A 26879-nucleotide genomic window follows, 5' to 3' on the forward strand; every position below is an offset into this window, starting at 1 on the left:
GCGCTTTCTTCATGCGAGAACCGGCAGGAAGAACGGCCCAGGCGCCGGTGCCGCGGCCGGCGATCGCATGGCCCTGGTGCCCTTGGCATCGCAGCAGGGGTCACTGTAAGGATGTGCGGTTCACCAGCCCAAGGAGGGGATCGGGGTGGCAGGTTCCATCGTGCGCCGGACGGAGATTCCCGGCCCGCGCTCGCAGGAGCTCCTGGCGCTGAAGCAGCGGTACGTGGCCAACGCCAAGTCGGTGCTGGCCCCGGTGTTCATCGAGCGGGCGGAGGGCGCCCTGATCACCGATGTGGACGGGAACACCTACATCGACCTGGCAGGCGGTTTCGGCGTGATGAACGTGGGCTACTCCCAGCCGGCGGTGGTGGAGGCCATCTGCCGCCAGGCGCAGCGCTACACCCACACCGACTTCACCGTGGTGCCCTACGAGCCCTATGTACGCCTGGCCCAGCGCCTGGCGGACCTGGTACCCATCCCCGGCCCCGTCAAGGCCGCCTTCTTCAACTCGGGCGCCGAGGCCGTGGAGAACGCCGTCAAGATCGCCAAGCACTACACCGGGCGCCGGGCCGTGATCGCCTTTGAAGGCGCCTTTCACGGCCGCACCTGGATGGCCCTCACCCTCACGCACAAGGTCAAGCCCTACAAGGCGGGCCTGGGGCCCTTCGTCCCCGAGGTCTACCGGGCACCCTATCCCTACCCGTACCGCGGACCCCAGGGCCTGTCGCCCGACGAGGTGGGCCTGTGGGCGTACCGGCAGCTGGAGCGGCTGCTGGAGGTGACGGTGGCGCCCGAGGACGTGGCCGCCATCGTCATCGAGCCGGTGCAGGGCGAGGGCGGCTTCGTCGTGCCGCCGGCCAACTTCCTCCAGAAGGTGCGGGAGCTGTGCACGCGGCACGGCATCGTCCTGATCTGCGACGAGGTCCAGACCGGCTTCGGCCGTACCGGCCGGATGTTCGCCACCGAGCACTTCGGCATCGAGCCGGACCTGATGACGGTGGCCAAGTCCATTGCCGGCGGCATGGTGCTTTCGGGGGTCGTCGGCCGGGCGGAGATCATGGACGCCGCCCGCGACACGGCCATCGGCGGGACCTATGTGGGCAATCCTGTGGCCTGCGCGGCCGCCCTGGCGGTGCTTGACGTGTTCGAGCAGCAGAACCTGCTGGCCCGGGCGGAGGAGGTGGGCCGCCGCTTCCGGCAACGGTTCGAGGCGATGCAGAGCCGGTTCGACCAGATCGGGGAGGTGCGGGGTCTGGGTGCCATGGTGGCCATGGAACTGGTCACCGACCGGGCGACCAAAGAACCCGCCAGCGAGGCGGTGGGCCGCATCATCGCCGAGGCCCTCAAGCGGGGCGTGATCACGGCGCGGGCAGGCCTGTACGGGAACGTGATCCGGGTGCTGGCGCCGCTGGTCATCACCCCCGAGCAGATCGACGAGGCGTGCGACGTGCTGGAAGAATCCCTGGCCGCCGTGTTCCGGTGACGGGCGCGGGGCCGGGACGGCCCAGGCCCGGGCCGCCCCGGCCCTCCCGGCGGGCGCGGGTCGACGGAGGCGCAGACCATGGTGGTGCTGGACAAGACCGAGCGGGAGATCGTCAAGCTCCTGCAGAAGGACGGGCGCATGTCCTTCGTGGACATGGCCGAGCAGATCGGGGTCACCGAGGGGACCATCCGGCGCAAGTTCTACCGGCTGCTGGAAGAGGGCATCATCAAGATCGCCGCGGTGACGGATCCCTTCGAGGTGGGGTTCAACGCGCCGGCCATCATCGGGCTCAACGTGGACCAGAGCCGGATCCGCGAGATCGTGGAGAAGCTCACCCGGCTGCCCCGGGTCCATTACGTGGCCATGACCACGGGCATCTATGACATCATCGTGTACGCCTTCTTCTCGGACAACCGGGAGATGGCGTCCTTCCTGCTGGAGGAACTGTCGCAGATCGAGGGCATCACCAACACCCAGACCTCCCTGGTGCTGGACATCTACAAGCAGGACTTCGCCATCGGCCTGCCCCAGCGCCAGGAGGAAGGGCGCCGGCGCCGCCGTCGCAGCCTGCCGGCCACTTGAGCCCGTCCCGGGTCCGAGGGCCCGCAAACAGGCGGTGTCCCGGGCGGGCCCGCCCGGACACCGGCCGGGACGTGCGCTGGAGGGATCGCCATGACACGGGATGTCAGCCCCCAGCAGCCCGCGGCCGCGCGGGTGCCCGGAACGGAAGGGCCCGCAGGGGAAGGTCCCGGGGTCGAACCGGCCGCGGGCCGCCCCCAGGCGGGCGGGGCCCAGGCCGTGCTGGTCTACGTGACCGCCGCCAACGCCGGCGAGGCCCGGCGAATCGGGCGGCAGGCGGTGGAACAGCGCCTCGCCGCCTGTGCCAACGTCTACCCGCACATCGACTCCTTCTACTGGTGGCAGGGGGAGCTGGTGGAAGACCACGAAGCGGTGGTCGTCCTGAAGACCCGGCGCGACCGCGTGGCCGAGCTGATCCGGGCCGTGCGCGGCTGGCACAGCTATACGGTGCCTGCCATCCTGGTCTTCGAGGTGCGGGACGGGAACCCCGACTATCTGCGCTGGCTGGAGGAAGAGGCGGCCCCGGGCGGGCGCTGAGGGGGCCGGCCCGGGGCCGCGCCAGGGTTGAGTCCCGCCCTCAGTCCCGGCCAGCGCCAGCCGCCGGGGCCATCAGGGCATCCCGCCCGCCGCGCAGCACCCGGCCCGCCAGGACGCCGGGAACCCGGCGGCCATCTTCCACCGCGATCCGGCCGTTGACCACCACCAGGTCGATGCCCTCCGGCGGCACCGCCGGCTCCTGCCACGTGGCCCGGTCCGCCACGGTGGCCGGGTCGAAGACCACCAGGTCCGCGTACATGCCCACCCGGATCAGGCCCCGGTTCCGCAGGCCGAAGAAGGCGGCGGGCTGGCCCGTCATCTTGTGGATCGCCTCTTCCAGCCCCAGCACCCCGGTCTCCCGAACGTAACGGGCCAGCACCCGCGGGTAGGCGCCGTACACCCGCGGGTGGAGCCGGGGGTCCCTGCGGGCGGCGGACGGGGAGCGGGCCCCGCCGTCGCTGGAAATGATGGTGAAGGACTGTCGCAGCAGCTGGCGCAGGTTGTCCTCGCCTACGACCAGGGCCGTGGCCACGGCGCCCGGGTCGCGGTCGAGAAGCCACCGCGCCGCGGCGGCGGGGGAGGTTCCCCGGGCTGCGGCCAGCTCGGCCAGAGTCATCCCCTCCACCTCCGGCAGGCGGCTATGCCGGATGACCAGATCCCCTGGGGGGTAGCGGTTCCAGGCCTGGGCCAGGGGCAGGGCGCTGGCGTAGTCCGGCGACCGGTAGGGGTAGACGTCGGCCACCACGGCCAGGCCCTCCGCCCGGGCCGCCAGGATCTGCTCGATCAGCTGCGGCTGCACCTCCCAGTTCCGCCGGTAGACCACCTTGAAGTGGGAGATGTCCACCGCCACGCCGGCCTCCCGCCCTATCGCCAGAGCCTCGGCCAGCGCCTGGGCGACGGCATCGCCCTCGCTGCGCATGTGGGTCGAGTAGATGCCGCCGTACGGTGCGATGACCCGGGCCAGGGCCACGATCTCGGCGGTGGTGGCGTACCGCCCGGGCACGTACTCCAGGCCCGTCGACAGGCCCAGGGCCCCGTCCGCCATGGCCTGCTCCAGCAGCCGGGTCATGGCCCGCAGCTCGGCGCCCGTGGGCTCCCGCCGGACCGTGCCCATCACCGCGGCCCGGATGCTGCCGTGACCGGCAAAGAGAGCATGGTTGGTGCCCACGCCCTGCCGTTCCAGGCGCCGGAGGAACGGGCCCAGGGGAATGGGCGAGCGGCCGTCCACGCCGCCGATCACCGTGGTCATGCCCTGAAGCAGGTCCGCATCGCCGCCCGGCACCGACGTCACGTACTCGTAGGTGTGGGAGTGGGCGTTGATGAAGCCTGGCGCCACCACGAGGCCGTCGGCGTCGACGACGCGGCGGGCGCGGGCACCGTCCAGCCGGCCGAGGGCGGCGATCCGATCACCCCGCACGCCCACGTCGGCCCTGTAAGCCGGCCGGCCGCTGCCGTCGACCACCAGGCCGCCGCGGATCAACAGGTCGAAGACGGGGCCCGCGGAGGCCGGCCCAGCGCCGCTATCCCGGGCGTCGCCGGGGCGGTCGCCTCCCGAGGAGGGACCGGTGCCCCCGGACGGTGGCACACCGGGGCCGGCGGCCGGAGGATGGCCGCTTCCGGCGGTAGGGGGTGCGCCGGTGGCCGCCGCCGGGCTCTGCCCAGGGGCAGCCGCAGGGTCGCCCGACGCCGGGGCCGGGCCCGCGGCGCCGGCTGGCGTACCACCCGGTACCCCCCCGTGGGGCCCGGGCAGGCCCTGCGGGTCCCTCCCCGTGCCCTGTCCTGCCGCTGTCCGGACCCAGTAGGCGGTACCGCCCAGCAGGGACAGGGCCACGGTGGCCGTCAGGGCGACGGCCAGCAGGCGCCGCCCTTGCAAAGGCCGGTCGCCCGTCCGGCGCCGGCGGCCGGGGGCCAGCACCATGGCGGGGGTGCCCAGGTCCTCTGACCCGGGCGGCCGGGGCGGGCTGGGAACCGGACCGGCGGGACCGGCGGGTGCGTCCCCGGGACGGGGGCGATGCGGTGGGGGGGATGCGGCCAAGGCTGGACACCCTTTCCCTTTTCCGTCGAGTCCGCTCCTCGGGATTCGGAGCCGTGGGGCGCTGCCCCTGCCACGGTGCCGCGGGCAGCCGGGCCCGGGGCTGCCGGAGTGCCGGCGGCCGGCAAGCCGGGCCCGACGCGGCAAGCCGGTGGCGACGGTGGGGGGGGGCGCATCCCACCGCCACGACCCGCCCGCCCGTGACCTCTTGCTGGCAGCTGCGGGTGGGAATGTCCAGGGTTGCCCCCTTGTGGCGCCTCTGGGGGATTCCTATAATAAGGGCGAAAGGTCAAAGATAGTCAAACAGGGCCGCTCAGGCCGCGGGGCCCGCCAGGCGGGCCCGGGCCACCGGGAGGGGTGCGGCGCCCGGGCCCGCGGGTGCTGGTGGGGCCAAGCGGGGAGGAGGAGCCATGGCATCGCTGTGTTCCCTGATTGAGCAATATCTCAAGCGGGAGCTGGAGCGGGCGGGCGGGGTGCTCGAACTCCAGCGCAGCGAGCTGGCGGCCCGCTTCGCCTGCGCACCCTCCCAGATCAACTACGTGCTGGAGACGCGCTTCACGCCGGCGGCCGGCTACGCCATCGAGAGCCGGCGCGGCGGCCGCGGGTTCATCCGCATCGTGCGGCTGCCGCTGGCGGAGCGGGGCAACCTGCTGGACGTGCTGGACCGCTGGGTGGGCGACATGATCGACCAGGACGGGGCCGAGGCGCTGATCGCGCGGCTGGAGGAAGAGGGCATCGCCGGCCGCCGCGAGGCGGCGCTGATGCGGGCGGCGGTGGACCGCAACACCCTGGCCGTCGACCTGCCCTGGCGGGACATGGTCCGGGCCCGCCTGCTCAAGGCCATGGTGCTGGAGCTGCTCAAGGGCGGGGAGCCTACCCGGGAGGACGGAGGCGGTGGCGATGCTCTGCGACGAGTGCGGGCAGCGCAAGGCCACGGTGCACCTGACCCAGATCATCAACGGTAAGAAGACCGAGCGGCACCTGTGCGCCCACTGCGCCCAGCGGCACGAGCACGAGTTCTTCTTCGAGCCCCAGTTTTCCATCCACAACCTGCTGGCTGGTCTGCTGGAAGGATGGCAGCCGCCGGCGGGCACGGTGCAGGATCTGCGCTGCTCCCGTTGCGGTCTCCGCTACCGGGAGTTCGCCCGGACGGGGCTCCTGGGGTGCAGCCACTGCTATGAGGATTTCCGCCAGCAGCTGGAGCCCGTGCTGCGGCGGATCCAGGGGCAGGTTCGTCACGGGGGGAAGGTGCCGTCCCGGGCCGGCAGCCGGGTCCAGCTGGGCCGGCAGCTGGAGCAGTTGCGGGCCCGGCTGCGGGAGGCCGTGGCGCGGGAGGAATACGAGGAAGCCGCCCGCCTGCGCGACCAGATCCGCCAGCTGGAGCAGCGGGTGCGGGCGGGCGAGGGCTGGGCGGGTACCGCCGGGCCCGGGGCGCCGCCGGGTGGTCCCGGCAGTGCGCCGCCGGGCACCGCACCCGGCCGTTAGGAGGGACCGGACATGACGGCAAACCCGGGTGTCCAGCGGGTGCGGTGGATGGAGGGGGGCGGGCCCGCTGCGGATCTGGTCCTCTCCAGCCGGATCCGCCTGGCCCGCAACCTGGAGGATTACCCGTTCCCCACCCTGCTGGGCCCTGAGCAAGGCCAGGAGATCATCCGGCTGATGGAGGGGGTGACCGAGCACCTGTCGGCAGCGGGCCTGGGCCGGTTCACCCTGCTGCGCATGGCCGACCTCAGCCCCCTGGACCGGCGGGTGCTGGTGGAACAGCACCTCATCAGCCCGCAGCATGCCCGCAACGCGGCCACGGGTGCCGTGATCCTCAACGACGACCGCTCCATCAGCATCATGGTCAACGAGGAGGACCACCTGCGCATCCAGTGCCTGCTGGGCGGGCTGCAGCTGCACGAGGCGTGGGCCGTGGCGACCCGGGTGGATGACGTGATCGAGGCCCACGTGCGCTACGCCTTTGACGACGAGCGCGGCTACCTGACCACCTGCCCGACGAACCTGGGGACGGGCATCCGGGCGTCGGTGATGGTCCACCTGCCGGGGCTGGTGCTGGCCCGCCAGGCGGGCCGCCTGCTCAGCCAGCTGGGCAAGGTGGGCATGGTGGTGCGGGGCCTGTACGGCGAGGGCACCGAGGCCCTGGGCAACGTCTTCCAGGTGTCCAACCAGATCACCCTGGGGCCGTCGGAGGAGGAGCTGATCGACAACCTGATCGGGTTCACCCGCCAGCTGCTGGATCAGGAGCGCAGCGCCCGGGAGCGGCTCTACCGGGAGAACGAGGACGGGGTCAAGGACCGGGTGATGCGGGCCTACGGCCTTTTGACCAACGCCTGGACCATTTCGTCGGAAGAGGCGATCCGGCTGCTCTCGGACCTGCGCCTGGGGATCGACCTGAACGTTCTCTCCCACGTGCGGCCGGAGGTGTTCAACGAGCTGATCGTGCTGACGCGGCCGGCCTGCCTGCAGAAGCTGGCGGGCAAGGAACTGGATGCCCGGGAGCGGGATCTGCTCCGGGCGCGGCTGATCCGGGAGAGGATCGCCGCAGCGCTACGGAAAACTACCCAGTGACCGGTGGAGGGGGGTCCGCCCATGTTTGGCCGGTATTCGGAGCGGGCCCAGCGGGTGATCCTGCTGGCCCAGGAAGAGGCGCGCCGGTTGAACTACAACTACGTCGGCACGGAGCACCTGCTGCTCGGCCTGATCCGGGAGGGCACGGGCATCGCCGCCAAGGCGCTGCAGAGCCTGGGTATCAACCTGGAGCAGGTCCGGGCCGAGGTGGAGAAGATCATCGGCCGCGGCAACGGCCCCATCCAGGGGGAGATCGGCTACACGCCGCGAGCCAAGAAGGTGGTCATGGAACTGGCCCCGGAGGAGGCCCGGCTGCTGGGCCACAACTACGTGGGCACCGAGCACATCCTGCTGGGGCTCATCCGTGAGGGGGAGGGCGTGGCGGCCAAGGTCCTGGAGAACATGGGCGCCGACCTGGACCGGGTGCGCCAGACGGTGATCAAGCTGCTGGGCGGCACCGCGGCGCCGGCCCCCGCAGCCCGCCAGCGCCGGCAGAAGAGCACCACCCCGGTGCTGGACAACTTCGGCCGGGACCTGACCCAGATGGCCGAGGAGGGCAAGCTGGATCCCGTCATCGGCCGGGACAAGGAGATCGAGCGGGTGATCCAGATCCTCTCCCGGCGGACCAAGAACAATCCGGTGCTGATCGGGGAACCCGGCGTGGGCAAGACGGCCATCGTCGAGGGCCTGGCCCAGCGCATCGCTGAGGGCAAGGTGCCCGAGATCCTCAAGGACCGCCGGGTGGTGGCCCTGGACCTGGGCGCCCTGGTGGCCGGCTCCAAGTACCGGGGCGAGTTCGAAGAGCGGTTGAAGAAGGTCATGGACGAGATCCGCCGGGCCGGCAACATCATCCTGTTCATCGACGAGATGCACACCATCATCGGGGCCGGCGCCGCCGAGGGGGCCATCGACGCGGCCAGCATCCTCAAGCCGGCCCTGGCCCGGGGCGAGCTGCAGACCATCGGCGCCACCACGCTGGATGAATACCGCAAGCACGTGGAGAAGGACGCTGCCCTGGAGCGGCGCTTCCAGCCCATCATGGTGGAGGAACCCAGCGTGGAGGACGCCATCCAGATCCTCCGCGGCCTGCGGGACCGGTACGAGGCGCATCACCGGGTGGAGATCACCGACGACGCCATCGTGGCGGCGGTGAAGCTGGCGGACCGCTACATCTCCGACCGGTTCCTCCCGGACAAGGCCATCGACCTGATCGATGAAGCGGCCTCCCGCGCCCGGCTGCAGGCGTTCGTGGCGCCGCCCGAGCTCAAGGAGATCGAGCAGCGCCTGGAGGAGATCCGCAAGGAGAAGGAGGCGGCCGTGCAGTCCCAGGAGTTCGAGAAGGCCGCCAACCTGCGGGACCAGGAGCAGAAGCTGGTGGAGGAGCTGGAGCGGAAGAAGAGCGAGTGGCAGCAGCAGCAGCTCAACGAGAAGATCGTGGTCACCGCCGACGACATCGCCCAGATCGTCTCCAACTGGACGGGCATCCCGGTGCGCCGGCTGGAGCAGGCGGAGAGCGAGCGGCTGCTCAAGCTGGAGGAGATCCTCCACGAGCGCATCGTCGGCCAGGACGATGCCGTCAGGGCCGTGGCGCGGGCCATCCGCCGGGCCCGGGCCGGCCTCAAGGACCCGCGGCGGCCCATCGGCTCGTTCATCTTCCTGGGGCCCACGGGCGTCGGCAAGACGGAGCTGGCCAAGGCCCTGGCCGAGGCGCTGTTCGGCGACGAGGACGCCATGATCGTCCTCGACATGTCGGAGTACATGGAGCGGCACACCGTATCGCGCCTGGTGGGGTCGCCGCCGGGGTACGTGGGCTACGAGGAAGGCGGGCAGCTGACCGAACAGGTGCGCCGCCGGCCCTACTCGGTGGTGGTGTTCGACGAGATCGAGAAGGCCCACCCCGAGGTCTTCAACGTGCTGCTGCAGATCCTGGAGGAGGGCCGCCTGACGGAGGCCAAGGGCCGCACCGTGGACTTCCGCAACACGGTGATCATCATGACCTCCAACGTGGGTGCCGACCTGATCCGGCGCCAGGGCCGGGTGGGCTTCCAGGCCGCCGAGCAGGAGGCGCCCGATTACGAGGACATGAAGCGCAAGATCATGGACGAGGTCAAGCGGACCTTCCGGCCGGAGTTCCTCAACCGCATCGACGAGCTCATCGTCTTCCACGCGCTGACGGAAGAGCACCTGATGAAGATCGTCGACCTGATGCTCAAGCGCGTGGCCGAGCGGCTCAAGGAACACGGCCTGGCCCTGGAGGTCACCGAGGCGGCCAAGCGCAAGCTGGTCAAGGAAGGGTCCGACGTGGTCTACGGCGCCCGGCCGCTGCGCCGCACCATCACCCGGCTGGTGGAGGACCCGCTGTCCGAGGAGATGCTGGCGGGCCGCTTCAAGGAAGGCGACACCGTGCTGGTCGACGTGGACGCCGAGGGCAAGATCGTCTTCCGCCAGGGCGAGAAGGTGGCGGCGGGCGCGGCGGCTCCGGCCGGCGGCGGCCCGGCCGGCGCGGACGAACCGGCCGCCCAGTAGGGCAGGCCTCTGCGGGATCGCCCCTGCCGGGGGTCCGGCGTGCGGCCCGGGTCCCGGGGGCCAGGCCCGGGCGCGAACCCCCGGGCCCCGTGGCCGGCCACGCAGGCAGCCCGCCGGTAGGCGGCCGGCCGGTGGAAGGAGGACGGCGGTGGCCTCGCGCACCGTCTTCACGTGCCAGGCTTGCGGCCACGCGAGCCCCAAGTGGCTCGGCCGCTGCCCCGATTGCGGCGCCTGGAACACCTTCGTGGAAGAACGGGCCGCGGCGCCCGCCCGAGGTGGCGGGCGCCGCGGCGGTCATGCCCTGGCCGGCGTTCTGGCTGCGGCCACGGAGCCGGTGGAGCCCATCGCCCTGCACCAGGTGGATGCCGGCCGGCAGCCGCGGCTGCCCACGGGCATGGCGGAGCTGGACCGGGTGCTGGGGGGCGGGTTCGTCCCGGGGTCGGTGGTACTGGTGGGCGGCGACCCCGGGGTGGGCAAGTCGACCCTGCTCCTGCAGGTGTCCCAGCACCTGGCTGCCCGCGGCTTACCGGTGCTTTACGTAACGGGAGAGGAGTCGGCCGCCCAGGTACGGCTGCGGGCGGAGCGGTTGGGAGCCCTGGCCCCGGACCTGGCGGTGCTGCCCACCACCGACGCCCTGCAGGCGGCGGAGGCCATCGGCCGCTACCAGCCCGCCCTGGCGGTGATCGACTCCATCCAGACCCTGGCGCACCCCGACGTGGCCTCGGCACCGGGCAGCGTCAGCCAGGTCCGGGAGAGCGTGGCGCTTCTGATGGCGGTGACCAAGCGGCTGCCGGTGGTCCTGGTGCTGGTGGGCCACGTCACGCGGGCGGGGACCATCGCCGGGCCGCGGGTGGTCGAGCACATGGTCGACGCCGTGCTCTACTTCGAATCGCCCGCCCACCACGCCTACCGCCTGCTGCGGGCCATCAAGAACCGCTTCGGGGCGACCCACGAGATCGCCCTGTTCGAGATGCAGGATCGCGGCCTGGCGGAGGTGGCCAACCCGTCGGCGCGGCTGCTTTCCGAGCGGCCCCGGGGGGCGGCGGGCTCGGCGGTGGTGGCCGCCGTGGAGGGGACGCGGCCCCTGCTGGTGGAGATCCAGGCCCTGGTGGCGCCGGCCCCCTACGGCAACCCTCGCCGCGTGGCCACGGGCCTGGATCTGGGCCGGGCCGCCCTGGTGCTGGCGGTGCTCGACAAGCGGGCCGGCCTCCACCTGGGCGGTTGTGACGTGTACCTCAAGGTGGCAGGCGGGCTGCGGGTGGACGAGCCGGCCCTGGATCTGGCCCTGGCGGTCGCCCTGGCCTCCAGCCACCGGGACCGGCCTGCCGATCCCGAGGCCGTGGTCATCGGCGAGCTGGGGCTGGCGGGCGAGGTGCGCTCGGTCCAGCGGGTTGACGAGCGGTTGCGGGAGGCCCAGCGCCTGGGCTTCCGCCGGGTGGTGCTGCCCCGGGGCAACCTGACCCCGGCCCTGGCGGGGGTGGTGGGCGAGCTGGAGCTGGTGCCCGTGCAGCGGGTGGAAGAAGCCATCGCCGCCACCGTGGGCTAGGAGGCGGGCCAGGCTGGCCCGGCCCGCCAGCGAGGAGGCTGCCATGACCGCCGACGACCGCAAGGACAGCCTGATGGCCGCCCTGCGCCGCCTGGCGCCCGGCACCCGGTTGCGGGAGGGCCTGGACCAGATCCTGCGGGCCCGCACCGGGGGCCTGATCGTCGTGGGCGACGGCCCGGAGGTGCTGGAGCTGTGCTCCGGGGGCTTCGAGCTCGACGTGGAGCTGACCCCGGCCCACCTCTACGAGCTGGCCAAGATGGACGGGGCCATCATCCTCTCGTCCGACGGGCGGCGTATCGTGCGGGCCAACGTCCAGCTGATCCCCGACCCGCGGGTGCTGTCCTTCGAGACGGGCATCCGCCACCGCACCGCCGAGCGCATGGCCCGGCAGACGGGCGCCCTGGTGATCGCCATCTCCCAGCGCCGCAACGTGATCACCGTCTACCGGGGGGATCTGCGCTACGTGCTGCGCGATCCCGCCCTGATGCTGGCCAAGGCCAACCAGGCCCTGGCCACCCTGGAGCGCTACCGGGCCGTGTTCCTCCAGGCCCTCGGGCACCTGACGGTGCTGGAGTTCGAGGACCTGGTCACCGCCGGCGACGTGGCCTACGTGCTGGGGCGGGCCGAGCAGGTCCGCCGCATCGGCCAGGAGATCGAGGGGTACACCGTCGAGCTGGGCACCGAGGGCCGGCTGGTCCGCCTGCAGCTGGACGAGCTGCTGAGCGGCCTGGAAAACGAGTACCGGCTGGTGGTGTGGGATTACGTGGCCGAGCCCGGCACCGAGCGGGAGGCCCTTGCCGCCCTGCACGCCCTCTCGCCCGAGGAACTGGCCCAGCGGGCGGCGGTGGCGCGCTGCCTCGGCTACGCCGCCCAGGAGGACGACGAATCCCCCCTTACCCCCCGGGGCTACCGCATCCTGCACAAGGTCCCCCGCCTGCCCGCCGCGGTGATCGAGAACCTGGTCCGCCACTTCCAGCGGCTGCCCCGCATCCTGGCCGCCACCGTCGACCAGCTGGACGAAGTAGAGGGCATCGGCGGCATCCGCGCCCGGGCCATCAAGGATGGCCTGCGCCGGCTCCAGGACCAGGCCTTCCTCGAGCGGCGCCACTGAGCTTTAAGCCCCGTCGCCGCCCGCCCCCCTGCGACCCGCCGGCGGATCCTGCGCCCCCTCCTCCGCAAGCCGCCTGACGGCCCCCTTGGGGCCTGGCGCCAGGATTGGGGAGGCGGCCTTGCCTTGGCGCCCGGTCCCCGGAGGGCGAACCGGCGCCGGGGCGCAGCCTCGCCTCCGGACCGCCCGTGCGGCCTGGCGCCTGGCTCGCGGGAGGTGGCCTTACCATAGCGCCCACCCCCCAGAACGTGAACCGGCGCGGCGTGCAGCCAGGGCGGGTCCCGGTCCGCCGGGGCCCGGCTCCGCCCCCGGGCCGCCCAGGATGGGCCGGTTGCCCGGCTTCCCTGCACCTTTGCCCCGCCTGCGCACTAGGCTAATGCGGGTGAGGGCGGGCCGGCACCCCGGCCGGGGCTCCGGCCGCCCTGCCCCACCGGTCCCGGTTCCACCTGCGCATGGCCCCGCCGGGCCTACGCGGAGCGGCTCGCCCTGCCCCTGCCCCCTGCCACGGCCGTGGTCGCGAGCCCTGGCCTCGCGGGGCGGAACCGGGACCTGGCTCCAACCTCGGGAGGTGGAGACCTTGGCCAACGCGCAGGCGCCGCGCCCCCTGGCCCTGCCGGAGGAAGAGATCGCATCCCTGGCCCGCTCCCTGGAAGAGGCGTCTCCCCAGGCCATCCTGGGCTGGGCCCTGGACCGCTTTCCGGGCCGGCTGGCCCTGGCCTGCAGCTTCCAGGCGGAAGACGTGGCCCTGATCGACATGGCGGCCGCCGCCGGCAAGCTGGGGGCCGTGACCGTGTTCTACCTGGACACGGGCCTGCACTTTCCCGAAACCCACGCCACCTGCCGGCGGGTGGCGGAGTACTACGGCATCGAGCCGGTGGCCGTCCGGCCCCTTCTCACCCTGGAAGAACAGGCCCGGCGCCACGGCCCCAGCCTGTGGCAGCGGGACCCGGACCTCTGCTGCCGGTTGCGCAAGGTGGAACCCCTGCAGCGGTTCCTGGCCGGCTTCGACGCGTGGGTCACCGGCATCCGCCGCGAGCAGACGCCCCAGCGGGCCGGCGCTCCGGTGGTGGAGGCCGACCGCCGGTTCGGCCTGATCAAGGTCAACCCCCTGGCCCGGTGGACCCGCAGCCAGCTGTGGGATTACATCCTCCGGCGCGGCGTGCCCTACAACCCCCTGCACGACCACGGCTACCCCAGCATCGGGTGCGCCCCCTGCACCCGCCCCGTGGCGCCGGGGGAGGATCCGCGGGCCGGCCGCTGGGCGGGGTTCAACAAGACGGAGTGCGGCCTGCATGCCTGACGGCAGGGCGGAAGGGGAGACAGGTGGCATGACGGGATGGAAAGGAACCGGAGCCGGCGGAACGGCCCGGGGCCGGGCGCAGGGAGCCGGTGGACCGGCCGCGGCAGGAACCGGAACCCATGAAGCGAGGGACGCCGGCCACGCCGCGCCGCAGGTGGAGGCGCCAGGCTCACCCCGGGCCGCCGGGCCGGAGCTGGGAGTGGACGCGGGGGAGGAAGGGCTGGTTCCACCCCACGGCGGGCGCCTCTGCCGGCGCCTGGTGGATGACCCCGCCCTGGCGGCGGAGCGGCGGGCTGCGGCCCAGGCGGCCGGCCTGCCCCGGCTGCTGCTCTCGCCCCGGGAGCGCTCGGACCTGGAGCTTCTGGCCACCGGTGCCCTGAGCCCGCTGGAGGGATTCATGACCGCAGAAGACTATCACGGTTGCGTGGACGCCATGCGGCTGGCCTCGGGCCTGCCGTGGTCGCTGCCCGTGGTGCTGTCCGTCCCGCCGGACCAGGTGGAGGCCGTGCGGCGAGCGCCGGCGGTGCTGCTGGTGGATGAGGGCGGCCGGCCCTGCGGGCTCATGGAGGTCCGGGACGTCTTCCGCCGGGACCGGCAGCGGGAGGCGGTGCTGGTCTTCGGAACCACCGATGTGGCACATCCCGGGGTGGCGCGGCTGGCCGGGGAGAGCGACTGGTGCGCGGGCGGGCCGGTGGTGGTGTTTGAGCGCCAGCCCACCTGGGCCCGGGAGTGGGTGCTGGAGCCGGCGGAGACCCGTCGCCTCTTCGCCCGGCGGGGCTGGCGCCTAGTGGCGGGCTTCCAGACCCGCAACCCCCTCCACCGGGCCCACGAATACCTGCAGAAGTGCGCCCTGGAGATGGTCGACGGGCTGCTGCTGCACCCGCTGGTGGGGGAGACCAAGGCCGACGACCTGCCCCGGCACGTGGTGCTGGAAAGCTACCGGGTGGCCGTCCGGGCCTACTATCCCCAGGAGCGGGTGGTCCTGGCGGCCTTCCCGGCGGCCATGCGCTACGCCGGCCCGCGGGAGGCCCTCTTCCACGCGCTGATCCGCAAGAACTACGGCTGCAGCCACTTCATCGTGGGGCGCGACCACGCCGGGGTGGGCTCCTACTACGACCCCTACGCGGCCCATCGCATCTTCGACCGCTTCGCGCCGGAGGAACTGGGCGTCATCCCCCTGCGCTTCGAGCACGCCTTCTACTGCCGGCGCTGCGGAGCCATGGCCACGGTGAAGACCTGTCCCCACCCGCCCGCCGACCGCCTCCATCTGAGCGGTACCCGGGTGCGGGCCATGCTCCGGGCCGGCGAGCTGCCGCCGCCCGAGTTCACCCGGCCGGAGGTGGCGGAGCTGTTGCGGGATGCCCTGGCGGCCCAGGGCGCTTGAACGGCGCCGGGTGCGGCCGGCGCGGGTTTCCGTGCGAGGGCTTGAGGGCAGGGGGCGGCACCCCGGGGTGCCGCCCCCTGCCCTCCAATCGTGTCCTCTGCGGCTGCCGCCTTCCGGCCGCAGCGTGGGCGATCCCCTTGCGGCGGGAACCGCCTCCGGGTCGCGGCGTGGGTGGCCGTTGCTGCCGCGCCAGCTAGCCGTGGCCGCGCCAGCTAGCGGCCGCGGTGCGGGCCGCAGCCGTGACGCGGAACAAGCTTCCGCCTCCTCGCGGCCGGAACCGGCACCGTCCTGCAACGGGTGCAGCGGGGAAGTTCCCGCGGGCGCGCAACCCCGTCCGGCCACGGAACCGGCGTTCCCCTCTTGCCCGGCTTCTGCCGTGCAGCCGTCCCCGCCGCTGCTGCGTCCCGGGTCCCGGCTTGCCAGCCCGGGCAGGGGATCCGGCTCGGGAAGTCCGGCCCTCAGGAGATGTGGTACATCCCCAGGGTGGAGAGCTTGCGGTTCTCCTTGATGAAAAGGTCGAAGGTGTTGATGTCGAACAGGTTGCAGAGGGCGACCAAATAAAAAAGCTGCTTGCCAAGTTCCTCCTCGAGGACCTCGCGGCAGCTTTCGCAAAGCGTCCCGTCGACATGGTCGTCCATATAGCTCTTCAAGTCCCGGAGGGTGCTCTGGGCGGGAATCTTGGGCCGCTGCGCGTGGATGCTGATGCAGCCACAACTGGTTACGGCCTTGGCCACGGCGCGGTGTACGCGGGCGTTGGCTTCCTGAAACTTCGACAGGACGTCCAACACGCTGCGGTGACGTACCAGGCAGTCGGCCACCGCGTGTTGAAACTCATCCACCAACAGGTCCTTCAACCGCGTCACCCCTCTTGCACGGGCATCCCCACGGCCTGGCGCTATTATAGGCACCCCGGGAAAGGCGCGTCAATCAAGCGCAATCACTCAGCCAAAATGTAACCGAAGGGGTCCCGGATCACTCACGGAGAAATCTTACCGAAGGGACGTGCTGTGCCAATGTCGCTCGCCAGCCGCCGGGAGTATCTCGCCACCATGCGAGAACGGTATTGGGCGGCCCGAACCCGCCGGGAACGCACCGAGATCCTGAACGAAGTCCAGCAAGTCTGTGGGTATCACCGCAAGTACGCGATCCGGGTCCTCCGACAGGCTACGCCGCCGGCCCCGGCCAAGCGCCGTCGCAAGCGGGCCCTGCGCTACCTGGAGGCCTTGCCGGTCATCGCGCGGGTCTGGGAAGCGCTGGACTACCCTTGCGCCGAACGGCTTCACCCGGTCCTCTTGCCCATGGCCGAGCACCTGGCCGCCCATGGGGAAGTGGTCCTCACCGGGGCCGTTCGCGACGCCCTTCGGCAGATCAGCCGCGCCACCCTGGCCCGCCGCCTCGCTGCGATGCCCTCGCCCAAGCCGCGCCGTCGGCTTCCTCGTCCGCGACCGGGGCTGCTGCAAAGCCAGATCCCCATGGCCACCTACGACTGGGACGAAGCCCGGCCCGGGGCCTTGGAGGTCGATCTGGTCGAACATAACGGCGGCTCGACCGCCGGCCAGTACGCGTACACCCTCAGCATGGTCGACATCGTGACGGGCTGGAGCCGCCGCCGCGCCTTGCTCGGCCGAAGCCAGCGCGCCGTCCACGAAGCCATCCAGGACCTGATCGCCCAATGGCCCTATCCCGTCTGGGGCCTGCACACCGACAACGGCGCGGAGTTCGTCAACCATCACCTGCACCGGTACGCCGAAGCGCACCACCTGACGTTCACCCGCAGCCGCCCCTATCGCAAGAACGACAACGCCCACGTCGAGCAGCGCAACCGCCAGCTGGTCCGGGAGATCGTCGGCTATGCCCGCTACGACCGCCCCGAGCAGGTCGAACAGCTCAACCGGCTCTACGCCCGCTTGGACCTCTACGCCAACCTGTTCCTCCCAACCCGGAAGCTCAAGAACAAGGTCCGGGAGGGCGCCCGGGTGCGCAAATCCTACGACGCCGCCCGGCCCCCGCTGGATCGCATCCTCGAGCGCGACGTGCTCTCGCCCGAGGAACGGGCGCGCTGGCTGGCCCTTCGCCAGTCTCTCAACCCCCTAAAGCTCCATCGGGAGCTGGACGACCTGATCGCTGGCCTCCAGCAACCCCCGGAAACGACCATGTCCGCCGATTGAGGTGTTCGGTAACATCCTTACGTGAGTGATCAGGACCCGTTGGGTAACATTTTTAGCTGAGTTGACACGTCAAGGCCTGGGCTCCCGGGGCGCCGGCGGGCAGCCAGTCCCAAAGAGTCCGTTGACGGGGCTTAATCAGGGTGATAAATTCAATCTTTTGCCGCAGGGGGTCTCCCTGGTGTACACTGGGGGAGCGGGAGCCGTGGTGCTGCCCTGGCCCCGGCCCCGGCCCTGGGAGGTGAGGCGGTGTTCCAGGTGGGGGATCGCGTCGTCTATCCCATGCACGGCGCGGGCGTCATCGAGGCCATCGAGGAACGGGAGGTGCTGGGGGAACGGCACCGGTACTACATCCTGCGGCTGCCCGTGGGGGACATGCGGCTTATGATCCCCACGGCCAGCGCCCCGCAGAGCGGCCTGCGGCCCGTGATCCCGGCGGACCAGGTGCCGGCGGTGCTGGAGGCCCTGTGTGAACCGGTTCCACCCCTGGACTCCAACTGGAACCACCGCTACCGGGAGCATGCCGACAAGCTGCGCAGCGGCGACATCCTGGAGGTGGCCGTGGTCGTCCGCAACCTCAGCGCCCGCCAGAAGGCCCGCGGCCTGTCCGGGGGTGAGCGGCGGCTGCTGGATCAGGCGCGCCAGATCCTGGTCAGCGAGCTGGCCCTGGCCGGCGGCATGGGGCGGGACGAGGCCGACGCCCTGGTGGAACGGCACCTCGGGGCGGCCGAGCCGGCGGGCGGGGCGTAAACCGGGACCCGGCCGTCGGCACCGGCGTCGCCCTTCCTGTGCGGGGGCCTACGCGGGGGTATAATCGAACTGCACCCGCCAGAGACTGCCACAGACCCGCCCAAAGGAGGCTGAGGGGGCGAAGTCCTTTGGGGGGCCGGAGAGCGGGATCCGGGAACGGGCCGGCCCGCCGCCAGGCGCCGGGCAGTCTGCAGTGGCGGGCGCCTCGCGGATCCCCTCGCGGATCCATCGGGCCAACGGCGACATGGGGCCGACCGAAGGGAGGCGAGAGGCGTGCGCATGCGGTCCATCCGGCTGGCCTTCGCCGTCCTGGGTGCCCTGGGCGGCCTGGGGCTGGCCTACTATGGGCTGCTGCAGCAGGAGTCGCTACAGATCCTGGCCGAGCTGCCCCGCCAGTGGACATACGGAATCATGGTTCTTTTTTTGTTGCTGGGCGGCCTCGGCGGGTATGCGGCGGCCCTGCGCATCTGGCAGCAGGTGGTCCAGTTCACCCAGTGGGTCGAATCCCGGCTGGTGCGAACGCCCATCCAGGACACCCTGGCCGGGGTGCTGGGGCTGATCGCGGGCCTGGTCATCGCCAACCTGCTCAGCGGCCCTCTGGGGCTGGTGCCGGTGGTGGGCCCGCTGCTGCCCCCCATCTTCGCGGTGCTGCTGGCCTATCTGGGGGCGGTGGTGGCCGTCAAGCGGCGGGATGACCTGGTTCACCTGCTGGCCGCCCTGCCGCGACCGGGGCGGGAGCGGGACCGGGAGCGGGAGCGGGACCGGGACCGCGCCCCATCCCGGCCGGCCGGTTCGTACAAGGTCCTGGACACCAGCGCCATCATCGACGGCCGCATCGCCGACGTGGTCGAGACGGGGTTCCTCGAGGGAACCCTGGTGGTGCCCGGCTTCGTGCTGGAAGAACTCCGCCGCATCGCCGACTCGGCCGACACCCTGCGGCGCAACCGGGGACGGCGGGGCCTGGAGATCCTGCGCCGCATCCAGCAGGAATCGTCCGTGCCCGTGGAGATCTACGAGGGCGACGTGGAGGGAGACGACGTCGACACCAAGCTGCTGCGGCTGGCCCGGCGGCTCAACGGCAAGGTGGTCACCAACGACTACAACCTGAACCAGATCGCGGGCCTGCAGGGCGTGCCGGTGCTCAACGTCAACGAGCTGGCCAACGCCGTCAAGCCGGTGGTGCTGCCCGGCGAGTCCATGGAGGTCCAGATCATCCGCGAGGGCAAGGAGGCGGGCCAGGGCGTAGGTTTCCTGGATGACGGCACCATGATCGTGGTGGAGGGCGGCAAGCGGTACATCGGCCAGCGCATCGACGTGGAAGTGTCCACGGTGCTGCAGACCGCCGCCGGGCGCATGATCTTCGCACGGCCCCGGGTGATGGGGCGGGCGGCGCCGTGACCCGTCCGGATGAACCGGTGACGGTGGCCGGTGGGGCCACCGCCCTGGCCGGCGGTGTGGCCGCCGTGGTCCCCGCCGCCGGTCGTTCCACCCGCCTGGGCGGCGGCTTGAACAAGGTGTTCCGGGATCTGGCGGGCCGGCCGGTGCTGGCCCGCTCCCTTCAGGCCCTGGCGGCCGCGGGGATCGGCCGGCTGGTGGTGGCCCTGCGCCCCGAGGAGCGTCTTCTCTGGGAGGAGCGGGTGCGCCCCTGGCTGCCCCCCGGCGTGGCGGTGCAGCTGGTGGACGGCGGCGCAGAGCGGGAGGATTCGGTCTACGCAGCCCTGCGCTGCCTGGCGGAGGGGCCGCGGCCGCCGGCCTGGGTCCTGATCCATGACGCCGCCCGCCCCCTGGTCACCCCGAACCTGATCCGCGCTGTGCTGGCGGCCGCCGGCCGGTACGGGGCGGCAGTACCGGCGGTGCCGGTGGGCGACACCATCAAGGAGGTGGCCGGCCATCCCCCCGGCCCCGAGCCCGGAGCCGGGGAGGGCGAGAGGGAGGGGGCCGGTGCGGCCCTGCCGGTAGACCCGGCGGGCGCGGACCCGGCCGGGGGTTCCCTGCCCGAGTGGGTGGCATCCACCCTGCCCCGCTGGCGCCTGCGGGCTGTGCAGACACCCCAGGGTTTCCGCCTGGACCTGATCTGGGCAGCCCACCAGGAGGTTCGCCGCCGCGGCTGGCAGGGGTTCACCGACGACGCCGCCATCCTGGAGCGGCTGGGGGTGCCGGTGGCGGTGGTGCCGGGGGACCCCGCCAACCTCAAGCTGACCTGGCCCGTGGACTTTGCCGTGGCGGCCCACCTGGTGCAGGCGCAGGAGCAGGCCCCTGGTCCGGCCCGCCACCCCGCGGGGGGCACATCCCGGCTGCCGGCGTCGGGGGCGGAGGCCGCCGCGGAACAGCCCGTGCCGGACCAGGCCGGATCCCCCAGCGGGCCCTGGGGCGGCGGCGGACCTGGGGCGGTCCTGCCCTGGCGGGTCGGCTTCGGCTACGACGTGCACCGGTTCGCGCCGGGCCGCCCGCTGGTGCTGGGAGGTGTGCCGATCCCCTGGGAGCGAGGCCTGGAAGGGCATTCCGATGCCGACGTGGTGCTCCACGCGGCCATGGACGCCGTGCTGGGGGCGGCCGGCCTGCCCGACATCGGCCACTGGTTCCCGCCGGGCGACCCCCGCTGGGCCGGCGCCTCCAGCGCCTCCCTGGCTGCCCGGGTGGCCGGCCTGGTGCGCCGTCACGGCTGGGAGCCGGCGCAGCTGGACCTGACCGTGGTGGCGGAGGAACCCCGGCTGGGGCCCCATGTGGCGGCCATGCGGCAGGCGGTGGCGGCGGCCTTCGGGGTCCCGGTGGGCGCGGTGGGGATCAAGGCCACCACCAATGAAGGGGTGGGTTTCATCGGGCGGCGGGAGGGCGTGGCGGCCATGGCCGTGGCCGTGCTGCTGCGGCGGCCTGACACGCCCTGAACAGGCGTCCTGCCGCACCCTGAGCACCCGACGGACGCCGTCCCGCGGGGACACCAGGCTTGTGCGGCCAGGCCGGCCAGGCCCTTTGCCCGGCCCGCCCCTTCCCGGCGCCGCCGGGCGGGCAAGGTGCCCTTGCGGGCTCATGGGCCCGGCGGGGCACCTGTTCCTCCCCGCCTTCCCGCGCCCGGTTTTCCCGCGCCGCTGCCCCCGGCAAGCAGGGCGCGGCACCCCTCGCCGAGCGCCGGCCTAATGGCCACCTCCTGTTCACCTGCCTGCTCGTAATCCCCCTTCCCTTGCTCCGGCGTCCCGCCATCACTGTCCTGGCTTCCCCGCGAGACACCGTCCGGGCTTCTCACCTGCGAGCCCGCTGCGCCGGGCCGGGGCCTGGGGGGCCCGCATAGAAAACGCCCGCTCCGGCCAGACTTGGTCCTGCTGGCGCATTGTGCCAGCACCGGCAGGGGGAGCCATGGCAGGGTTCTACCCGCACCCCGGCCGGCGCCGGCATCAGGGGCCAGGGCCCGACCACCCGCCCACCGAGGGCTGACCCCGCGGGGCAGGGCGGCGCCGGCGGCGGCGTTGACGACCTTCGCCCCGGCCTGCCCGCCGGCCAGGATGGTGACTGTCCAGCAGGGACGGTGGCCGGACCGGCGCTGGACCGCTCCCGGAGGATGCGGATGCCATGGCCCCCCGCAGTGGGGAGGGTGAAGGCATGGAGACGGCAAGGGCCCTCGGGCGAGCTCTCCGCGGCATGCTGCTGGTGCTCGCCATGGGGGCAGCCGCCGGTGGTGCCTGGCCGGCGGCCGTCGCACCGCCCCGCTCCGCGGTCGCGGAGCCGGTGGCGGTGGCGGGCGCCGCGGGCGCTTGGGTAGGCAACGTATGGGAACAGGTGCAGCGGCTTGACGACTTCGCGGCCTTTCTGGCGGCCGATACCCGTGCCCAGTGGCGCGGTGCCGCCGGCAGCCTGAGGGAGTGGGGGCAGGCGGCCCTGCCCCGTCTGGACGACGCCGTCGCCGCGGCGCGCGATGCCGTGGCCGCCACGGCGACACCGGTCCAGCCCGTGTGGCAGGACCTACACCGGCAGCTGGCGGGCTGGTGGCCGCCGGCCCTGCCCCAGCTGAACCCCGGCGGGTGGAGCGTGCTGCCGGAGATGGCCGCCGGCGAGGCCTGGCCGACCCTGTCTCCCGGCGGCAACGGGGAGGGGGGCGGTCCAGTGGATGACGCCCCGGGACCGGCCGGGCGTGGCGGGCCACGGCCGGCCGGAGAAAGCATCCCCGCCCTCGCGGGGGAGGGGGTGGAGGCGGGGGCCGGGGCGGGCGGTGCCGTCACCGCCGGTGCCGTCACCGCCGGTGCCCTGCCGGATCCGGTGGCGCTGATCCCCGATGCCGGCCTGCGGGCTGAGGTTTCGGCCCAGGCAGCCGCTGACCAGGAAGCTGATGGCCAGAGCGGGCCGGGGGGCGGGGGCGGTTCCTCCCGAGGGGATGGGCCGGGGGAGCCGGGCTCCGTTGCCGCCCCGCAGGACCCGTCCCGCAGCCAGGAGGGTGCCGCGACAGGCAAGGAGCAGGACGAGGCCCCTTTCGACCGGGACGCGGGCGCCCCTGCAGCGGAGAGGGGCGCTGGGCCGAACTGGATTCCGGCCGTCGCTTCCTGGTACGGGCCCGGTTTTTATGGCCGGCCCACCGCCAGCGGCGAGATCTTCACCGGCCGGGAAATGACCGCGGCCCACCGGACGATGCCCTTCGGCACCGTGCTGCTGGTGACGTACCCCGAAACCGGCCGCAGCGTGCGGGTGCGCATCAACGACCGCGGGCCGTACGTGGAGGGCCGCGACCTGGACCTGTCGGAGGCGGCCGCCGAGGCCCTGGGCATGATCTCCGCCGGTGTGGCCCGGGTGATGTACCGCGTGCTGCGCTGGGGCGGGTGACGTTGCGGGCGCCCGGCAGGCAAGGGGGCGCGGCACGGCCCGTCCCGCTGCCGGGGCGCCGGGGCTGCCGCCGTGGCCTCCGCCGGGGCCGCCGCCGGGCGTGCCCCAGGGGCCGCCCCGGGGGCCCTTTGGCTCGCACCACGGCGCGTTGACCCCGGTGGAAGGCCGCGGCTATAATGACGGCAAGCCAGTCGCTGGCAGGCCGGCAGGCGCCACACTTCCGGTCGCCGGCTCCGGCGCCGCTGGCATGGCAATTGGCACGACGATCATTGCGACACAGGTGACGAACGGGAGAGTAGGCGCGTTCCGCCGCCAGAGAGGGACCGCCGCCGGCTGGAAGCGGTCCCCGGCCGGGGCGTTGCCGAAGTGCACCCGGGAGCTGCGCGCCCAACGGCCGGCTCTCCGGGCCGGGTTCGACCCTGCCCGGATTCCGGCGCCCCGGCCTGGCCGGGGCCTTCTGGCCGGCCCAGTAGGCGTCGCCGGATGCCCGCCGTTATCGGGTGCTGCCGGGCTCCCGCCTGGGCGGGATGCCACGGCCTCCGCCGGTGGTTCGGCTGCGAGCCGGTGGAGGTGGTGGCCCGGGGGCCGGCAGGAGGGGGGTGACCGGCCGTCCCGCCGCGGGACCGGCACCCAATCAGAGTGGAACCGCGGGCCCTCCCGCCTCTGAAGGCGGAAGGGCCCTTTCATTTGGGGGTGGAGCCCATGCTGCGCCGCCTGCTGGAACGCTTGAGGGAAGACATCCAGGTGGTCTTCGAGCGCGACCCCGCCGCCCGCTCCGTCTGGGAGGTGGTCTTCTTCTACCCCGGGCTGCACGCCTTGTGGATGCACCGCATTGCCCACTGGTTCTACCGGCGCCGCCTGTACTTCATTGCCCGGGGAATATCCCACTTCTCCCGGTGGCTGACGGGGATCGAGATCCATCCCGGTGCCCGCATCGGGCGGCGGTGCTTCATCGACCACGGCCTGGGCGTGGTGATCGGGGAGACGGCGGAGATCGGCGACGACGTCACCATCTACCAGGGGGTCACCCTGGGCGGCACGGGGAAGGAGCGGGACAAGCGTCATCCCACCCTGGGCAACGGCGTCCTGGTGGGGGTGGGGGCCAAGGTGCTGGGCGCCATCACCATCGGTGACAACTGCCGGATCGGTGCGGGCGCCGTAGTGGTGAAGCCGGTGCCCCCCAACTGCACGGTGGTGGGGATCCCCGGCAAGGTGGTGATCCGGGACGGCCGCCGCGTGGGGGTCGACCTGAACCACGGCGAGCTGCCCGACCCCGTGTCCGAGGCGATCCAGCGCCTGCAGGATTACGTGGAGGAGTTGGAACATCGCCTGCTGACCCTGGAACAGGAGAGGGCGGCGCTGGAGCAGGAAAGGGCCGCGGCCACCCGCGAGCACGTCAACGGGGGACCGCAGGGCGCCGGGCGACCGGGTGCTGCACCCGCGGCCCTTGAATCGGACGAACGCGGCCGCCGGCCGGCGGGAGCGGCCTGCGGGCAGTAGCCGGGCGTGAAGGGGTCAAGGAAGGGGACAGAGGAAGGGGACGAGCATGGCCATTCAGATCTACAACACCCTGACGGGACAGAAGGAGCCGTTCGAGCCGCTGGAGCCCGGCCGGGTGCGCATGTACAACTGCGGCCCCACGGTCTACGACTACTTCCACGTAGGCAACCTGCGCACGTTCCTCTTCTTTGACGTGGTGCGCGGCTGGCTGGAGTACCGCGGGTACCGGGTCCGCTACATCCAGAACTTCACCGACATCGACGACAAGCTGATCCGCCGGGCCGCAGAGCGGGGGATCAGCGTCAAGGAGCTGGCGGACGAGCAGATCCGGGCCTACTTCGAGGACGCCGACGCCCTGGGCATCGTCCGGGCCGACGTCCACCCGCGGGTCTCGGAGAAGATCGGGGCCATCATCGGCCTGATCCAGCGCCTGATCGACCAGGGTTACGCCTATGTCGCCAACGGCGACGTTTTCTTCGACGTCTCCCGCTTCCGCGACTACGGCAAGCTCTCCGGCCAGCGTACCGAGCAGCTGCTGGCCGGTGCCCGGGTCGAAGCTTCGGAGAACAAGCGCAACCCCCTGGATTTCGCCCTCTGGAAGGCCCAGAAACCGGGCGAGCCCGCCTGGGACAGCCCCTGGGGCCCGGGGCGGCCCGGCTGGCACATCGAGTGCTCGGCCATGGCCATGGACGAGCTGGGCACCACCCTGGACATCCACTCGGGGGGCAGCGACCTGGTCTTCCCGCACCACGAGAACGAGATCGCCCAGAGCGAGGCGGCCACGGGCCAACCCTTCGCCCGCTACTGGATGCACGTGGCCCTGGTCCAGGTGGGCGGCCAGCGCATGGGCAAGTCCATGGGCAACTTCTGGCGGGTCCGGGACCTGCGCGCCCGTTTCCACCCCGAGGCGATCCGCCTGTTCATCCTCTCCGCCCACTACCGCAACCCCCTGGAGTTCAGCCTGGAAGCCCTGGAGCAGGCCGAGCGGGCCCGCCAGCGCCTGACCAACTTCATCGCCCATCTGGAGCACCTGCTGGCGGTGGCGCCGGCGGGGGACGAACCGGCAGCTCGGGCCGCCTCCGGGGGTGCGCAGGACGACCCGGCGGAAGCCCGCCGGGGTCTGGAGGGTCCCGGCAGCGCGGTGGGGACCGCGGCAGGGACCCCCGAGCGGGCGGGTGCGCCCGAGAGCAGCCTGGTGCCGGCGGCACAGGTGGACTGGCCCGCGCGCCTGGCCCAGGCTCGCGCCGAGTTCGAGCAGGCCATGGACGACGACTTCAACACCGCCGACGCGCTGGCGGCCCTCTTCACCCTGGCCCGGGACGGCCACAAAGCGCTGGGGCCCGGCAGCCCGCGGGCCTGGATCCAGGCCACCCTGGACCTGATCCGGGATCTGGGGCGCCCCTTGCGCCTGTTCCGCACCGGCGCCGCGGGCGAACCGGCCGGAGATGCCCAGGCGCTGCTGGACCTGCTGGTGGAGGTGCGCCAGTACGCCCGCTCCATCCGTGACTACGAGCTGGCCGACCGGATCCGCGACCGCCTGGCCGAGCTGGGCTACATCCTGGAAGACACGCCGGCGGGGACGCGGGTGCGCCGCCGGGAGCACCCCGAGCCGCTGGCGCGGGGGGCGCGACCGTGACGGCTCCGGCGGGGCGGGGCCGGGACAGGGGAGGAATCCGGGGCCCCCGGCGCCGGCCCGCGACAGGGGGCGGCGCCGGGGGGCGCCCCCGCGCGGCGGCCCCCGGCGGGGCAGGGTTCCTCCAGGTGGAAGGGCGGCAGCCGGTGCTGGAGCTCCTGCGCAGCGGCCATCCCGTCCGGCACGTCTGGGTGGCCGCCGGGCGGCGGGGCGCGGCCCTGGCAGAGCTGGAGGCGCTGGCCCGCCGCCGGGGCGTACCGGTCACCGAGATCGATCCGGCGGAGCTGCAGCGTCGCGTCCAGACCGAGGGACACCAGGGGGTCATCGCCCTGGCGGCCCCCTTGCCGCAACCGGACCCTCTGGATCTGCTGGAGGTGGCATCCCGGCGGCGCGAGCCTCCTTTGCTGGTGATCTGCGCCGGAATCCAGGACCCGCACAATCTGGGTGCCGTCTTCCGCTCGGCGGAGGCGGCGGGGGCCCATGGCGCGGTGGTCCCGGTCCATCGCAGCGCGCCGCTGGGGCCCACGGCGTTCAAGAGCTCTGCCGGTGCCCTGGTGCACCTGGCGGTTGCCCAGGTGGCCAACCTCAATCAGGTGGTCCGCCGGTTCAAAGAACAAGGGGTCTGGGTGGTGGCGGCCGACCCGGAAGGGGCCCAGCCCTATGACCAGTGGGACTGGACCCGGCCCACGGCGCTGGTCCTGGGCAGCGAGGGCCGGGGCATCCCCCCGCTGCTGCTCCGGCAGTGCGACGGCCGGGTCTTCATCCCCATGGCCGGGAAGGTGGCGTCCCTCAACGTATCGGTGGCCGCCGGCATCCTGCTGTTCGAGGCGGCGCGCCAGCGCCGGCAGCGCGGCGCGGCTCCCGGCGGAACCGGCGGCAGCGGTCCGGCAGGGGGAAGCGGGACCCGCCCGCATCCTTGACGCTTGTCGAAGCACGCCAGTATAATGGCCTTGCGATTT

Annotated in this window: 21 protein-coding genes; 19 read left to right on the top strand and 2 right to left on the bottom strand. The window is 72.7% G+C overall.

All coding sequences use genetic code 11. The features are described from left to right. Nucleotides 1-145: 145 nt before the first annotated feature. The 3 genes from gabT to cutA all read left to right on the top strand — a co-directional run bounded on the left by gabT (nt 146) and on the right by cutA (nt 2599). Nucleotides 146-1483, top strand: a complete 1338-nt coding sequence (gene gabT, locus THESUDRAFT_RS00795) for a 4-aminobutyrate--2-oxoglutarate transaminase (RefSeq protein ID WP_006902795.1) — start codon at nt 146-148, stop codon at nt 1481-1483. A 78-nt stretch (nt 1484-1561) separates the two neighbouring features. Beyond that, entirely contained in the window at nt 1562-2065 is a 504-nt protein-coding gene (locus THESUDRAFT_RS00800) for an Lrp/AsnC family transcriptional regulator (protein WP_006902796.1), read from the top strand. Between the two features lie 90 nt (nt 2066-2155). Further along, the gene (gene cutA, locus THESUDRAFT_RS00805; RefSeq protein ID WP_006902797.1) at nt 2156-2599 is read left to right on the top strand and encodes a divalent-cation tolerance protein CutA; all 444 of its coding nucleotides are present in this window, start codon (nt 2156-2158) and stop codon (nt 2597-2599) included. A gap of 40 nt (nt 2600-2639) precedes the next feature. Here cutA and THESUDRAFT_RS00810 read toward each other — a convergent pair whose 3' ends face one another. Then, a complete protein-coding gene (locus THESUDRAFT_RS00810; protein WP_242823196.1) occupies nt 2640-4472 on the bottom strand; it encodes an N-acyl-D-amino-acid deacylase family protein in 1833 nt (610 codons plus the stop codon). A gap of 569 nt (nt 4473-5041) precedes the next feature. On the opposite strand from THESUDRAFT_RS00810, the gene THESUDRAFT_RS00815 reads away from it, so the two are divergent. The 8 genes from THESUDRAFT_RS00815 to sat all read left to right on the top strand — a co-directional run bounded on the left by THESUDRAFT_RS00815 (nt 5042) and on the right by sat (nt 15066). Continuing rightward, nucleotides 5042-5596: a CtsR family transcriptional regulator gene (locus THESUDRAFT_RS00815; RefSeq protein ID WP_006902799.1), complete on the top strand. Its 555-nt coding sequence runs from the start codon at nt 5042-5044 to the stop codon at nt 5594-5596. Next, the gene (locus THESUDRAFT_RS00820) at nt 5532-6116 is read left to right on the top strand and encodes a UvrB/UvrC motif-containing protein (RefSeq protein WP_051009214.1); all 585 of its coding nucleotides are present in this window, start codon (nt 5532-5534) and stop codon (nt 6114-6116) included. The genes THESUDRAFT_RS00815 and THESUDRAFT_RS00820 overlap by 65 nt, the downstream gene beginning before the upstream one ends. A 12-nt stretch (nt 6117-6128) precedes the next feature. Then, nucleotides 6129-7202 (top strand): protein arginine kinase, encoded by a 1074-nt coding sequence (locus THESUDRAFT_RS00825; RefSeq protein WP_006902801.1) that lies wholly within the window; start codon nt 6129-6131, stop codon nt 7200-7202. Between the two features lie 21 nt (nt 7203-7223). Beyond that, complete coding sequence (locus THESUDRAFT_RS00830) at nt 7224-9728, top strand: ATP-dependent Clp protease ATP-binding subunit (protein ID WP_006902802.1); 2505 nt, start codon at nt 7224-7226, stop codon at nt 9726-9728. A gap of 148 nt (nt 9729-9876) precedes the next feature. Continuing rightward, nucleotides 9877-11274, top strand: a complete 1398-nt coding sequence (gene radA / locus THESUDRAFT_RS00835) for a DNA repair protein RadA (RefSeq protein WP_006902803.1) — start codon at nt 9877-9879, stop codon at nt 11272-11274. A gap of 43 nt (nt 11275-11317) precedes the next feature. Further along, nucleotides 11318-12385 carry a DNA integrity scanning diadenylate cyclase DisA gene (disA, locus tag THESUDRAFT_RS00840; protein ID WP_006902804.1) on the top strand — a complete coding sequence of 356 codons (1068 nt, stop codon included), beginning with the start codon at nt 11318-11320 and terminating at the stop codon, nt 12383-12385. 565 nt (nt 12386-12950) lie between these two features. Continuing rightward, a complete protein-coding gene (locus tag THESUDRAFT_RS00845; RefSeq protein ID WP_242823197.1) occupies nt 12951-13682 on the top strand; it encodes a phosphoadenylyl-sulfate reductase in 732 nt (243 codons plus the stop codon). A 28-nt stretch (nt 13683-13710) separates the two neighbouring features. Next, the gene (gene sat / locus THESUDRAFT_RS00850) at nt 13711-15066 is read left to right on the top strand and encodes a sulfate adenylyltransferase (protein WP_006902806.1); all 1356 of its coding nucleotides are present in this window, start codon (nt 13711-13713) and stop codon (nt 15064-15066) included. A gap of 458 nt (nt 15067-15524) precedes the next feature. On the opposite strand, the gene THESUDRAFT_RS00855 is transcribed toward sat, so the two are convergent. Further along, complete coding sequence (locus tag THESUDRAFT_RS00855) at nt 15525-15920, bottom strand: nucleoside triphosphate pyrophosphohydrolase family protein (RefSeq protein WP_006902807.1); 396 nt, start codon at nt 15918-15920, stop codon at nt 15525-15527. 195 nt (nt 15921-16115) lie between these two features. Here THESUDRAFT_RS00855 and THESUDRAFT_RS00860 point away from each other — a divergent pair, with 195 nt between their 5' ends. The 8 genes from THESUDRAFT_RS00860 to rlmB all read left to right on the top strand — a co-directional run bounded on the left by THESUDRAFT_RS00860 (nt 16116) and on the right by rlmB (nt 26840). After that, complete coding sequence (locus tag THESUDRAFT_RS00860; RefSeq protein WP_242823198.1) at nt 16116-17234, top strand: DDE-type integrase/transposase/recombinase; 1119 nt, start codon at nt 16116-16118, stop codon at nt 17232-17234. A gap of 246 nt (nt 17235-17480) precedes the next feature. Continuing rightward, the gene (locus THESUDRAFT_RS00865) at nt 17481-17981 is read left to right on the top strand and encodes a CarD family transcriptional regulator (RefSeq protein WP_006902809.1); all 501 of its coding nucleotides are present in this window, start codon (nt 17481-17483) and stop codon (nt 17979-17981) included. A 273-nt stretch (nt 17982-18254) separates the two neighbouring features. After that, on the top strand, nt 18255-19379 hold the full coding sequence (locus THESUDRAFT_RS00870; RefSeq protein WP_006902810.1) for a PIN/TRAM domain-containing protein: 1125 nt from the start codon (nt 18255-18257) through the stop codon (nt 19377-19379). After that, entirely contained in the window at nt 19376-20866 is a 1491-nt protein-coding gene (gene ispF, locus THESUDRAFT_RS00875; RefSeq protein WP_006902811.1) for a 2-C-methyl-D-erythritol 2,4-cyclodiphosphate synthase, read from the top strand. The genes THESUDRAFT_RS00870 and ispF overlap by 4 nt, the downstream gene beginning before the upstream one ends. Nucleotides 20867-21575: 709 nt before the next feature. Further along, nucleotides 21576-22787 carry a septal ring lytic transglycosylase RlpA family protein gene (locus tag THESUDRAFT_RS13785; RefSeq protein ID WP_006902812.1) on the top strand — a complete coding sequence of 404 codons (1212 nt, stop codon included), beginning with the start codon at nt 21576-21578 and terminating at the stop codon, nt 22785-22787. A gap of 702 nt (nt 22788-23489) precedes the next feature. After that, nucleotides 23490-24287, top strand: a complete 798-nt coding sequence (cysE, locus tag THESUDRAFT_RS00885) for a serine O-acetyltransferase (protein WP_006902813.1) — start codon at nt 23490-23492, stop codon at nt 24285-24287. Between the two features lie 46 nt (nt 24288-24333). Continuing rightward, a complete protein-coding gene (gene cysS, locus THESUDRAFT_RS11945) occupies nt 24334-25923 on the top strand; it encodes a cysteine--tRNA ligase (RefSeq protein WP_006902814.1) in 1590 nt (529 codons plus the stop codon). Between the two features lie 125 nt (nt 25924-26048). Continuing rightward, nucleotides 26049-26840: a 23S rRNA (guanosine(2251)-2'-O)-methyltransferase RlmB gene (rlmB, locus tag THESUDRAFT_RS00895; protein WP_242823199.1), complete on the top strand. Its 792-nt coding sequence runs from the start codon at nt 26049-26051 to the stop codon at nt 26838-26840. The last annotated feature ends 39 nt before the right edge of the window (nt 26841-26879 follow it).

The sequence above is a fragment of the Thermaerobacter subterraneus DSM 13965 genome (genome assembly GCF_000183545.2).
GTDB classification, from domain to species: domain Bacteria; phylum Bacillota; class Sulfobacillia; order Thermaerobacterales; family Thermaerobacteraceae; genus Thermaerobacter; species Thermaerobacter subterraneus.

Coding starts and splice junctions, on each gene's coding strand:
- THESUDRAFT_RS00860 (WP_242823198.1), top strand. CDS start 16,116: ATGCGAGAACGGTATTGGGCGGCCCGAACCCGCCGGGAACGCACCGAG.
- disA (WP_006902804.1), top strand. CDS start 11,318: ATGACCGCCGACGACCGCAAGGACAGCCTGATGGCCGCCCTGCGCCGC.
- THESUDRAFT_RS00815 (WP_006902799.1), top strand. CDS start 5,042: ATGGCATCGCTGTGTTCCCTGATTGAGCAATATCTCAAGCGGGAGCTG.
- cysS (WP_006902814.1), top strand. CDS start 24,334: ATGGCCATTCAGATCTACAACACCCTGACGGGACAGAAGGAGCCGTTC.
- THESUDRAFT_RS00820 (WP_051009214.1), top strand. CDS start 5,532: ATGCTCTGCGACGAGTGCGGGCAGCGCAAGGCCACGGTGCACCTGACC.
- sat (WP_006902806.1), top strand. CDS start 13,711: ATGACGGGATGGAAAGGAACCGGAGCCGGCGGAACGGCCCGGGGCCGG.
- THESUDRAFT_RS13785 (WP_006902812.1), top strand. CDS start 21,576: ATGGAGACGGCAAGGGCCCTCGGGCGAGCTCTCCGCGGCATGCTGCTG.
- THESUDRAFT_RS00825 (WP_006902801.1), top strand. CDS start 6,129: ATGACGGCAAACCCGGGTGTCCAGCGGGTGCGGTGGATGGAGGGGGGC.
- cysE (WP_006902813.1), top strand. CDS start 23,490: ATGCTGCGCCGCCTGCTGGAACGCTTGAGGGAAGACATCCAGGTGGTC.
- THESUDRAFT_RS00800 (WP_006902796.1), top strand. CDS start 1,562: ATGGTGGTGCTGGACAAGACCGAGCGGGAGATCGTCAAGCTCCTGCAG.
- THESUDRAFT_RS00830 (WP_006902802.1), top strand. CDS start 7,224: ATGTTTGGCCGGTATTCGGAGCGGGCCCAGCGGGTGATCCTGCTGGCC.
- cutA (WP_006902797.1), top strand. CDS start 2,156: ATGACACGGGATGTCAGCCCCCAGCAGCCCGCGGCCGCGCGGGTGCCC.